Source organism: Methanohalophilus sp. (assembly GCF_030156785.1).
In the GTDB taxonomy this organism is placed as follows: Archaea; Halobacteriota; Methanosarcinia; order Methanosarcinales; family Methanosarcinaceae; genus Methanohalophilus.
In genome coordinates, this window is the sequence record NZ_JASGLW010000008.1 from 57,073 (window position 1) to 68,806 (window position 11,734).

Below are 11,734 nucleotides of genomic sequence, written 5' to 3' on the forward strand. Positions count from 1 at the left end.
AGTTTATTCCTCCGTGTATTTTCTTTTATATCCGAATGGATTGTACTTTTTGCCCCCGCCTTCATAGAATTTAGTAAAGAATTCGACATACTGCAACCTGAGTGAATGTAATCCGGGGGCAATGATACTCAGGATGGTGTTTATTGCATGTCCTATTAGGAAGACGATTATTGCAACAAATGTCATAATACCAAACTTCTCAGGCATCAGCATCTCAAAGGCAATGAGATTGACAGTTGATGCAATATAAACAGACGATAATCCAACAGCTGCGATACGGGAGTATGATAGTGTGTTACTGAGAAGGGTTGGAAGTTCAAGAGGTCCTTTAATACCTTCCCCTTTAGCCAGCATCACTACTCCTATCAATAATACAGCTGCTCCAATTGTCACTGGCATATATCCAAGAGCACCAAGTGCGATAAGGCCAGCTCCGATTTCTACAATAAACCAGCTTGCCTTTTCAAGTACGGCTGCCGGCAATCCGTGTTTTTTATATTCATTAATAAATCCAAGTATATAGCCCATATTTATGTGAATTATGCCAATGATTATGCTTATCAAAATCATTGTAGTAGCCATGTGAGTTCTGTGGATAGGATATGTTATTACCTCTCCTGCAATGGGTGATTCAAATAATGTAATAGTTTCGAATCCCGGTATAAGGCCCTCGACGACCCCATGCTCAGTATGCAAGCTTGCCAGTGAGAATCCAAGGACTTCTCCATAAAGGAGACCAAAAATCAGCGAACTGATTTGACAGTATATCAGTACATTCATTAATGGAACAAGCCCCTCGATCTTGACAAACTTCTTAATACCAAGTGCAAGGCTGAGTAATATTAGTGCATAGCCAATGTCTCCAAGGATCATGCCATAAAACAGCGGGAATGCGATGAATACAAGTACCGTAGGATCAAGTTCTGTATAACGTGGGCGTGCATAAAGATCCATAATCGCCTGGAAAGGCCTTGATATCTTGGGGTTATCATACTCTATTGGTATGCTCTTCTCTTCTTCCTTAATCTTCACTTCCTGTTCAGTAACAAAAACATGCCCGTTTGTTGCTTTTTCAACAGTAGTTTTTAATTTCTCAAAATCTTTTGAAGGCACCCATCCATCTATAACAAAACTTTGTTCAGATGTGGCAAATCTCAGCGGAGCTTCAGATTTTTGTGACTCAATTGAAAGGATTTCATCAGTTGCAAGAATGAAATCAGAGTATTTTTCTCGTATACTGGTAATATCCCTATCGATAGCTTCTATCTGGGAGAGTATCTTTGTTTTTTCCTGCTCTGCATTGCTGATAAGTTCAGCAGGTTTTCCTTCAAGTTTTGGAATTTTCAATTCACGGTATTCAAATTCTAAAAGCACTTTTGAAATACTTTGTTCCATTTCCTTCTTTACAAAAAGTGCAATCACATTCTTTTGTGAATCGTAATCAAGTTCAAACTCATTTGTTATTTCTGAGATTGCAGATCTAACATCTTCTTTGACTATACCTACAAATACAGCTATGCTTTCATAACCACTGTAATTCTCTAAACTAATAGGTATTCCGGTTAAAGGTTCTAGGTCTTTCTGAAGGGCTTCCAGATCCTTTAGACGATTTTCAAGTGCCCCCTTTTCGTCGGTTTTTTCGTTGAGCTCACTTTCAAGTGCCGACAATTTTTCATCGAGCTCCATCCAAAGTCTTTCAGCATTCTGCTTAGGTACTTCTTTTGGCTTAATACCAAGGTAACTGGATATGGCCCTGAGTTTGACAAGTTTCTTTGACACATCAGCTGCATTCTCAAAAGGTTTGCCTATTTTAAACGTGGACTCAGATTCATTGAAGTCCTCAATATGTAATATATTAGTATTGTGAAGTGTATCTACCGTTTTATTCAGGACATTCTTATGTCCTACAATAACGGCTCGACTCATAGATTGGGGCTTAAGCATAGATTGTCCTCTCAAATTCTTCGATAAGGTACTCTACGGCTTTATCCATGTTCACTTCGGCCTTTTGTACAAGCTTCTCTATATCCTTGCTGCCATTTTCCAGAACTGCTTCGTATTCTGCCTTTATAGTTTTTTGAGCAGACTCCAGTAAGCTCTTTGCAGAGGCTTCAGCTTCGTCTTCTGCCTGTTTTATAATTTCTTTTGCTTCAGACCGTGCTTTCGCGATATTCTCGTTTTTGCTTTTCAGGCCTTCCTCTCTCATTCTGGCAGCTTTTTGCTCTGCTTCTTTTATTTCAGATAAGATTTTATCTTTGGCCATGTGAACCCTCATTAAATCTGTGATTGGTAATAGTGCACGATTTCACACACCCTATAGCAAACTTACATATAAACTATTCGGTAAGTGGTCTTTTGATGCTGAAATGTTCATAATTTATCATACTTAAAGCTGTTAAAAAAAGGATTAAGAAAAAGTAGAATCTTATATTTTACACATAACCACAGGGTACACTCTTCTCTGAGGATATGTGTGCCGGCTAGCCTCTGTGATTAGAGTTTTTCCGTTTGTATGATCTTCTACAGAGCCGGAGGAATTATTTAATCCGAATGGGGAGTTTTGCATCTTTTGGAATTGTGTGAATATAACGTTCCCTGAAAGAGGGGGATCTCATCATACAATATTCAGCATTTGAACGATAAGCTGTGTGCTTACCCATGTGCTTCCAGATATCTGCCAGGCTTTCTTCCTTAACATTCCCAAATGAAAGTGGTGTGTATGCACAGGGTATAACCTCACCGGCAGGGGTAACATGCATCCATCTGCGTCCTGCAAAACATCCGAACATTTCGGGGCCCATGAAATATGGGAATGCTGTGACTCTGGGTCCGCCATTCATATGGTTTTTGTTCTTTTGGAATTTTTCAAGATGTTTCACATCTTTTTTGGTAATAACCTCATCTTCGTGCTCAAGCCATCTACCCACTGCGATTATTTCGTAAATGGACATCTCGTGCATGCCCATACTTTCTGCCATCCCATAAAAATCCTCAAGTTGATCAATATTGTCAGGTGAAATAACCACGAACATATCGGTTAGCATACCGGCATCAAGTGAGTTTTTAATACCTTCGATAGCATCTCTGAAGGCTCCTTTGCGACCACGTATGCGATCGTGTTCCTCTTCCTCGGGACTATCAATGCTTATTCGCATTGCATACATCCCCGCATTCTTGAGATCCTGTGCCCTTTTTTGGGTCAGTCCAAAGCCGGAAGTAAAACAGGTATTGATGGTTTTTTGAGAATCAACCCTTTGAGCTATTTCAACAATATCATTCCTTACCATTGTTTCCCCGCCGTCAAAAGAGATCAGGTAGGAACCAAGATCAATGGCCTGTTCGATTGTGTTAACAATCTGATCTGCAGTTAGTTCTTTATCAGTAACAAAACCGTCTGCACCACAATGAATACAGCGGTTGGGACATCGGTCAGTGATCGCAATAGAAAACTGGTCAGGGACGCGCTTTTTCATAATAGATGCAATCTCTGCACTAATCATACGGTTGAATGCTTCGCCTGGTATGGGTGGTATCCATGTGGAAAATATTAGTGTTTCTTCATCGAAATAAATTGGTTTTTCTTCCTAGAAAATCCTGTTTATCCTCGATATTATGGGTTTTGCCAGTGTTGAAAACACTCCCTCTGTATTGAGGACTACTTTGCCATTTTCCAGTTCTGCATTAACCTTAATCATGGGTTTTTCATAAACTCGCATTTCTTCAAATCTCCTTAAGGAAGCATGCAAAATGTAGCATATTCAGTAATCTGGAATAATTTATCTCTGGCAGGGGAGTCCGGGAATTTTTTTAGCAAACTGTTAGCAAAATTAACTTCTTCATGAACGCGCTCTTCAACTTTTCTCATTGCATCTGCTGAATTCATGTGCATGCTGTATATTTCCACAAGTCCGGTTGAATGCTGGATGGAGTGCTTGTCGTTGAGTATTTTTCTGTATTCCAATAGGTCATCAAGGATCTGGTATGCCGCTCCAACGCGTTCTCCATATTCCCGAAGACAGGCAACTTTGTCCTCATCCGCATCAGCAGCATATGCACCCATGGCAGTACTGGCTGCAAAAAGCGATGCTGTCTTATTTCGAATGCATCGAAAATATTTTTCTTCATTCCACTGCTTTTCTGAAAAGCCTTTGATGTCTATAACTTCCCCCTCTGCCATTCTCATTCCTGCTTTTCCGAATTCAGCAATTACTTCTTTTTTATATGATGCAAGAAGTTCAATTGATTTTGATATAAGGTAATCTCCTGCAAGCATTGCAATTCCATTGCCGTATTTTTCGTTGGTGGTCTCTATACCTCTTCGAATTGTTCCCATATCCAGAAGATCATCATGTACGAGGGATGCTGAATGGATGAGTTCTATTGCAAGTGCAGCGTCAAGACCATCCTCAATTTTAGCATCACAGACTTCGGCTGAGAGTAGTAACATTATCGGGCGTATCTTTTTACCGCCTGAATTACAAATATGGGACACTGCTTCCTTAAGATATATTCCATCTTCAATCCCGTCGGTAAACCGGGTAATTGCTTGGTTTATCTGTTGGAATTCTTCCCATGATTCAATATTCATCCTGACCTCTGAATTTTTTCGTTTTCACTCTGAATATTTTGAGGGGCACCCCATTACAATCTGATTTGCATAAATTGTTCCATCTTCTTCAAGTCTACCACTAAGGCTGATGCTTTTTCCCTCTTTAAGATTTGGCGGCAGGTCGCCGGTGTACTCAACACTTATAGTCAGTGCAGGATATTCAGTGTCCTGCAGCAGGAATGAGATTTTTCCGGGTTCAAGTATCAAACTGTTGTTGTTGATGATTCCCATTGTATTGATATTTTTTCCTGTGTATTTATGCTGTTCTTCAAGAATCTGGGAAACTGTATAATACTGCTGGTTGGTATCTATTCCCCATAGACCTGTTACAGCAATAATTGCGGCCGCCACAAGAGCAATTACTATTTTTTTCTGGCGTTTTGTAAGAGTCATTTTTGAGTCAGCCTTTCTATTTCGTTACGTAATTGTGAACGCTTTCGAACTAGGGAGATAATATAAGAAAGTATTGTCCCAAAAATAATTAAAAAAGCTATATAAAGTGCATCCATTCGTACGTACCTTTAAGATCTTTCTTAAGACAAGTAACTATGGACATATTTATATCTGATGCTTAATAGTGTTACTTAAATTACAGTCTCAAATTCAAAAGAGGCATCAAGTGTCATGTTATCAACTATAAAACCTCCGCGTCTTATTGCATGGGAATTGACTTCCAGATGTAATCTTTCTTGCTTGCATTGCAGGGGTTCCTCTACTGATTGTTCAGCCAAGAATGAATTGTCAACTGGTGAAGCTCTGCATTTTATTGATGAAATAGCTTTAATGGGCTCTCCTATTTTGATCCTGAGTGGAGGAGAACCGCTTGTCAGGGACGATGTCTACGATCTTGCAAAATATGGTACTGAAAAAGGGCTTCGTGTAGTGCTCGCTACAAATGGTACCATGCTTGACAGGAAAGTTACAAAAAAGATGAAAGATGCTGGAATCAAAAGAATAAGTGTCAGTATAGACGGTTCATCTGCAGAAACCCACGATGGTTTCCGCGGTGTTCCCGGTGCATTTGAAAAAGCCATGCAAGGAATTGAAGCTCTCAATGCAGAGGGCTTAGGTTTTCAGATTAATACTACAATTACTAAACGTAATCTTTCCCAAATTCCGGAAATTTTGGAGCTAGCGAAAAAAATAGGAGCAGAAGCTCTGCATATTTTCCTGCTTGTGCCCACAGGTAGGGGCGAATCCCTAGTTGATGAGGAAATCCCGCAGGTGGATTATGAAAAAGTACTCAGGTGGTTTTATGATCAGAGAAAAACTGCAGGATTGGAGCTAAAAGCAACCTGTGCACCACATTATTTCCGTATCATGAGACAACGTGCTTCTCAGGAAGGCCTTGAAGTAAATGTGGATAACTTTGGTTATGAAGCTCTGAGTCGTGGATGCCTTGGAGGAATCAGTTTCTGCTTTGTATCCAGTACAGGAGATGTACAACCATGTGGATATCTACCTATAGTGGCTGGAAATATCCGCAAGGAAAGTTTCCGGAAAATATGGGAAGAATCCGGGTTGTTTAATTCTTTGAGGGATTACAACTTACTCAAAGGAAAATGCGGAAAATGCGAGTATCGGAATGTCTGCGGTGGCTGTCGCGCTCGTGCTTATGCCGCTACAGGTGACTACCTTGCAGAGGAACCTTATTGCATCTATGTTCCACATTGAAATTGGAATACATATTTGATTTTTATCTAACGACTTGATCTGTTGGAACTGGCTCAGTTTTGAACTTCACGCATTATAAAGTGGTCGAGTGCACATCAGTTAATGGTATTTATCCTGACTTTCTGACTTATTATTCTGTTCAGTTTTTCTATCTAAACCATACCTTTTTAATTCATAACTGCATCACTAAATCTGTCTTTCCTGATATTGTGGTAGCAGTAGGCATTTAGCATGATTGATCTTGATGAGAAAGATAAAGAGATACTTAACGAAATCCAGATGGGTTTTCCTCTTGATATTCATCCATACAGGATATTGAGCCAGAGGCTTGGTATTCCAGAATCCGAGTTGCTTGACAGGCTTAAACGGTTAAATGCCGAAGGTGCACTCAGACGCATTGGTCCGGTAATCAATACACGCAGGGTTGGAGGTTCCAGTACCCTTGTAGCCATTAGTGTTCCTGAAGATCTTTTGGACGAGGTTGCATCCCTTGTTAACAGTTATCCTGAAGTATCTCATAATTATCTGAGGCCCTTCGAATATAATCTCTGGTTTACGGTCTCTGCTAAGGATAAGGAAACTCTTGCTGAGATCCTTGAAGATATCCGCAGCAAAACTGGTCTTCCAATGCTTGATCTTCCTACAAAACGCCTTTTTAAAATCGGGGTGATGTTTAATGTCCGATAAAATTGATGAAATTTCATATCTCATCCTTAAGTTAACCCAGGACGGCATTCCATTTTCTTCTTCTCCTTTTGAAGACATTGCAGAAAAATTAGGGATTTCCGAGCAGGAAGTTGTGGATCGACTGGTTGACATGCAAAAGAACGGTTTTATTCGCCGTTTTGGTGCATCAATTGCCCATAGGAATATTGGCATCACTGCCAATGCTATGTGTGTCTGGAATGTTCCGGATGAAAAGGTTGAAGAGGTAGGTAAAATCATGTCGTCTTTCCCGGAAGTCACACATTGCTATGAAAGACCCCGGTATCCCAATTGGCCATATAATATGTACACAATGGTACATTCCTATAACAGGAATGAATGTATTGAAATAGCAAAAAAAATATCTGAAGCTGTGGGTATTGATGATTATTCCCTGCTTTTCAGCGAGCGTGAGTTCAAAAAGACCGGCGTAAGGTTATAACTCTGGTGATATGGATGCCTGAAAGAAAATATCTTCCCCTTTTCATAGATATGTCTTCAAGAAAAGTCGTTATCTTTGGCGGAGGCAAAGTAGGGGAAAGAAAAGCTCTTTTGTTCAAGGATTTTGCTCATGTTACTGTTATTAGTACATCTTTTACGGACGTACTGCATAAATATTCAAAAGAAGGCGAGATAAAACTGATAAACTCAGACATTTCAGATCTCACAGCAAACCAGATCAAGGAATTTGTTAAAGATTCGTTTATTGTGATAACTGCAACAAATAATCCAGAGCTCAATGAGAAAATAGGGGATCTGGCAGAAAAATCAGGTGCTCTTATAAATGCAGTAAACTTTGTAGGTGATCTGATAATCCCTTCTGTAATCAGGCAGGATCCGGTTATTTTGGGAATTTCCACTACAGGAAGCAGTCCTGCTCTTTCTAAATATATTCGTCTGAAGCTTGAGGAAGTCATTACGCCTGCTTACGGGCAAATGGCTAAATTGCAGGAGGAATGTCGCAGCATTCTTAAAGAAAAGGTTCGTGAAGAATCGGAAAGAAAAGCTATTCTATGGGAAATCCTTGAAAACAAAGAAATATGGGATGCATTTACCGTTTCCTATGAAACAGCATATAATATAGCATATAATATAATGTTGAAGCACTTTGAAGATCATAATACCTCTCTATTCAAAGGAGGCGCCCTTTGACAGAAATCTCAAGTCTGGTTATAAGCCACTCAAAGGCAACGGTTGAAGAAATGGAAGGTGCATGGGAAGGAGAGCTAAATGAATTGCTCACAAAATTATATTCTCATGAACTTGTTTCTGAGTGTGCTGTGCTAAAGACTTGCAATCGTGTGGAGATATATGTGGTGTCTCCAAAGGGAAGTAGTGTCCTTTTCCACTTTGCAAAGGAAATGGGGGTTTCCTCTAAGATCGTAGATTTTTACGATCATGATGAATCTCTTCGGCATCTGCTGAGGCTTGCCTGTGGTCTTGAATCCATGATAATAGGGGAGGACCAGATTCTGGGTCAGATCAAGGACATGTTCGTCGCCACAAAAGAAGCAGGCACAATTGGTAAAGTGCTTGAGACGGCTTTCAGCAAAGCTATCCAAGTAGGCAAACGTGCCAGGACAGAGACAAAGATAAATCGCGGTGCGGTCTCAATTGCATCTGCTGCTGTAGATCTTGCGGAAGATATCCTCAATGGACTTGGAGGACGTAATATTCTTGTAATCGGTACAGGTGAAATGGGTACACTTGTAACCCGTGCCCTTGCCCACAAGGATATGAATGTTGTTTACCTCGCAAACCGAACCTATGAAAAAGCAAGTGCCCTTGCAAGTGAAATAGGTGGGGAAGCAGTCCGTTTTGAACAACTTCATGATTATGTAAAACACGCGGATGTGATTATCAGTGCAACTTCAGCTCCGCATTATGTCCTAAAGAGAGAAGTTGTTGAGGAAGCAATAAGGGGTCGCTCGGATGAACTTCTCCTCATTGATATTGCCAGTCCCCGTGATATTGATCCGGATGTGGAAAATGTTGAGGGTGCAATTCTTCGCAATATCGACAGTCTGCGTGTAATTAATGAGCGCAATCTTCAGATGCGGCTTCAGGAAGCCAAAAAAGTCGAACTTATTATTGAGGAAGAATACAACCTCTTGCTTTCCAAATATAAACAACAGAAAGCTGATGCCCTTATTTCAGATCTTTACAGTCAGGTATACGAACTGAGAAAGAAAGAACTTGACAAGGCAATAAATCGTCTGAGTGCTTATCATACGTTAGGCGAAATTGAACTCAGCGTACTTGACGATCTTACACGTGCCATTGCAAACAAACTGCTTGCAGGACCTACAAAATCCCTTCGCCGTGCGGCGGAATATGATGATGAGGATTTCCTTGATTCGGTATCGCAATTGTTTGATCTCAAACCTTATCAAGGAAATGATGAAAAGGATAAATATCAGTAATATGGATGAGATGTATGTTTCCCAATGTTCGAATGAGAAGATTAAGATCCGGTAAAATCCGCAATCTTGTGCGCGAGACAAAGCTCTCAGTTGATGATCTTATATATCCAATTTTCGTGGACGAAAACACTGATTCCCCTGTAGAAGTTCGTTCCATGGAAGGTATTATGCGTCTTCCTCTATCAGAAGTTGCAGATGAGGCAAAGGCGATCGCTGATCTCGGAATAAACGGGGTAATTCTTTTTGGCATTCCTTCAAAGAAAGATGAGGTGGGCAGTAGTGCCTATGGTGATGAGGATATTGTACAACAGGCTACCCGGGAAATCAAGGAAGAACTGGGAAAAGATCTCCTTGTAATCACCGATGTCTGTATGTGTGAATATACCTCCCACGGCCACTGTGGAATTGTTGATCTAAAATCAAAAGACGTCATCAATGATGAAACATTGCCGATACTAGGCCAAATTGCAGTGAGTCATGCAAGGGCCGGTGCAGACATGGTGGCTCCGTCAGGGATGATGGATGGGATGATTGGCGCGATTCGTAATTCCCTGGATAATGAAAACTTCGAGAATATCCCTATAATGTCCTACGCAGCAAAATACAGTTCATGCTTCTACGGCCCTTTCAGGGACGCGGCAGATTCTGGCTACAGCTTCGGAGATCGTTCTACTTATCAAATGGATCCTGCTAACTCGAATGAGGCATTACGTGAAGTTGAGCTTGATATCATGGAAGGTGCTGATATTGTAATGGTCAAACCGGCGCTACCCTATCTTGATATTATCCGCAGGATTAAGGATGAATTCAGAATGCCTACAGCCGCTTACAATGTCAGTGGGGAATATTCTATGATAAAAGCTGCTGCAGCCAACGGCTGGCTGGATGGCGATAAAGCAATGTATGAATCCCTCCTGTCAATTAAACGTGCTGGCGCGGATATGATTCTCACGTATTTTGCAAAGGAACTTGCAATGATGTTACAAGATTGAAAATCTGTAATTCCTGTCAAATTTAAGATTTAACATGATGTTACAGAAATAATGGTGATTTGAGTATGGTTAAACTTTCAAAATCAGAGAAAATGTTTGAAACCGCCAGGAAATATCTGCCAGGTGGTGTGAGCAGCCCGGTGCGTGCTATTAAACCTTATCCGTTTTACACAAAAGAAGCTTCAGGAAGCCACATTATAGATGTCGATGGGAACAGTTATATTGACTATTGTCTCGCTTACGGTCCTGCAATATTTGGACATGCACATCCGTTATTGAAGGAGGCAATTGAAAAACAGCTTGATAAGGGATGGATCTATGGGACACCCACAGAGATTGAATTCAGCCTTGCGGAGAGAATTGCGTCTCTCTATCCAAGTATTGATATGCTCCGTTTTGTTTCCACAGGTACCGAAGCCACAATGAGTGCTATTCGTGCTGCCCGTGGCTTTACCGGTAAAAACAAATTTATCAAGATTGAAGGCGGTTTTCACGGAGCTCATGACGCTGTCCTTGTAAAAGCCGGCTCAGGTGCATCTACCCTTGGAAAGCCGGATTCCCTTGGAATTCCGGAAGATTTCACCAAACATACTCTTCAGGTTCCTTTCAATGATATCGAGGCAATGGCGGACTTAATAACTTCCAATGATGATATTGCGGCTGTTATTCTTGAACCTGTAATGGGTAATGTAGGTCCAATTCTTCCTGAAGATGGATATTTGCAGGAAGTCCGCAAGCTTACCGAAGAAAATAACGTTTTGCTGATCTTCGATGAAGTAATCACCGGTTTCAGGCTTGCTATGGGTGGTGCACAGGAATACTATGGTGTGACCCCCGATATGACCACACTCGGCAAGATAATAGGTGGTGGTCTTCCAATTGGAATATTCGGAGGAAAACGTGAAATCATAGAAATGATTGCACCATCTGGTTCGGTTTACCAGGCAGGAACTTTTAGTGGTCATCCACTTTCAATAGCTGCCGGTCATGCAGCAATTGACATTATGAAAGCAGAAAATATTCATTCAAAGCTCAACAGTACTGGTGATATGATGAGATCACGTTTGTCTGAGATCCTAGATGACAAAAAACTCGATTATAGTGTTTCCGGTGTTTCTTCCATGTTCAAAATATTTTTCGGGGAAAACCCCCTCAACTATCAGGATGTGCTGAAATGCGACAAAGAAGGATACTTACGTTTTTTCCACAGGATGCTGGATCAAGGTATATTCCTCCCTCCATCCCAGTTTGAAACAAATTTCCTGTCCATTGCACATACAGAAGATGATCTGGAACGCACATTCGAAGCCTATGAAAAGTGCCTTCAGTGA

The 11,734-nt window shown here is 40.8% G+C and carries 13 protein-coding genes and 1 pseudogene; 7 read left to right on the top strand and 7 right to left on the bottom strand.

Annotation, left to right across the window (positions count from 1 at the left end):
• Positions 1-3: 3 nt before the first annotated feature.
• From PWQ49_RS05780 to PWQ49_RS05805, 7 genes and pseudogenes are all read right to left on the bottom strand, one after another.
• On the bottom strand, positions 4-1,944 hold the full coding sequence (locus PWQ49_RS05780; protein WP_300608899.1) for a V-type ATP synthase subunit I: 1,941 nt from the start codon (positions 1,942-1,944) through the stop codon (positions 4-6).
• On the bottom strand, positions 1,937-2,263 hold the full coding sequence (ahaH, locus tag PWQ49_RS05785; protein WP_300608901.1) for an ATP synthase archaeal subunit H: 327 nt from the start codon (positions 2,261-2,263) through the stop codon (positions 1,937-1,939). Before ahaH ends, PWQ49_RS05780 begins: the two co-directional genes overlap by 8 nt.
• Before the next feature lie 274 nt (positions 2,264-2,537).
• Positions 2,538-3,716: pseudogene (locus tag PWQ49_RS05790) on the bottom strand (radical SAM protein).
• 14 nt (positions 3,717-3,730) lie between these two features.
• Positions 3,731-4,588, bottom strand: coding sequence for a polyprenyl synthetase family protein (locus tag PWQ49_RS05795; RefSeq protein WP_300608903.1), 858 nt, complete (start codon positions 4,586-4,588; stop codon positions 3,731-3,733).
• Positions 4,589-4,612: 24 nt separating this feature from the next.
• The gene (locus PWQ49_RS05800; protein WP_300608905.1) at positions 4,613-5,002 is read right to left on the bottom strand and encodes a cytochrome c maturation protein CcmE; all 390 of its coding nucleotides are present in this window, start codon (positions 5,000-5,002) and stop codon (positions 4,613-4,615) included.
• Complete coding sequence (locus PWQ49_RS08330) at positions 4,999-5,118, bottom strand: CcmD family protein (protein WP_363321821.1); 120 nt, start codon at positions 5,116-5,118, stop codon at positions 4,999-5,001. The genes PWQ49_RS05800 and PWQ49_RS08330 overlap by 4 nt, the downstream gene beginning before the upstream one ends.
• Positions 5,119-5,193: 75 nt before the next feature.
• Positions 5,194-5,340, bottom strand: a complete 147-nt coding sequence (locus tag PWQ49_RS05805; protein ID WP_300608985.1) for a hypothetical protein — start codon at positions 5,338-5,340, stop codon at positions 5,194-5,196.
• Between PWQ49_RS05805 and ahbD the strand changes: the two genes are divergently transcribed.
• From ahbD to hemL, 7 genes are all read left to right on the top strand, one after another.
• A complete protein-coding gene (gene ahbD, locus PWQ49_RS05810; protein ID WP_300608979.1) occupies positions 5,303-6,283 on the top strand; it encodes a heme b synthase in 981 nt (326 codons plus the stop codon). The two genes, PWQ49_RS05805 and ahbD, sit on opposite strands and share 38 nt — an antisense overlap.
• 231 nt (positions 6,284-6,514) lie before the next feature.
• Positions 6,515-6,970, top strand: a complete 456-nt coding sequence (gene ahbA / locus PWQ49_RS05815; RefSeq protein ID WP_300608907.1) for a siroheme decarboxylase subunit alpha — start codon at positions 6,515-6,517, stop codon at positions 6,968-6,970.
• Positions 6,960-7,430, top strand: coding sequence for a siroheme decarboxylase subunit beta (ahbB, locus tag PWQ49_RS05820; RefSeq protein ID WP_300608909.1), 471 nt, complete (start codon positions 6,960-6,962; stop codon positions 7,428-7,430). The genes ahbA and ahbB overlap by 11 nt, the downstream gene beginning before the upstream one ends.
• A gap of 14 nt (positions 7,431-7,444) precedes the next feature.
• The gene (locus PWQ49_RS05825) at positions 7,445-8,140 is read left to right on the top strand and encodes a bifunctional precorrin-2 dehydrogenase/sirohydrochlorin ferrochelatase (protein WP_300608911.1); all 696 of its coding nucleotides are present in this window, start codon (positions 7,445-7,447) and stop codon (positions 8,138-8,140) included.
• Positions 8,137-9,411 (top strand): glutamyl-tRNA reductase, encoded by a 1,275-nt coding sequence (gene hemA / locus PWQ49_RS05830; RefSeq protein ID WP_300608913.1) that lies wholly within the window; start codon positions 8,137-8,139, stop codon positions 9,409-9,411. The genes PWQ49_RS05825 and hemA overlap by 4 nt, the downstream gene beginning before the upstream one ends.
• A gap of 14 nt (positions 9,412-9,425) precedes the next feature.
• Positions 9,426-10,403, top strand: coding sequence for a porphobilinogen synthase (gene hemB, locus PWQ49_RS05835; RefSeq protein ID WP_300608915.1), 978 nt, complete (start codon positions 9,426-9,428; stop codon positions 10,401-10,403).
• A gap of 65 nt (positions 10,404-10,468) precedes the next feature.
• Entirely contained in the window at positions 10,469-11,734 is a 1,266-nt protein-coding gene (gene hemL, locus PWQ49_RS05840; RefSeq protein WP_300608917.1) for a glutamate-1-semialdehyde 2,1-aminomutase, read from the top strand.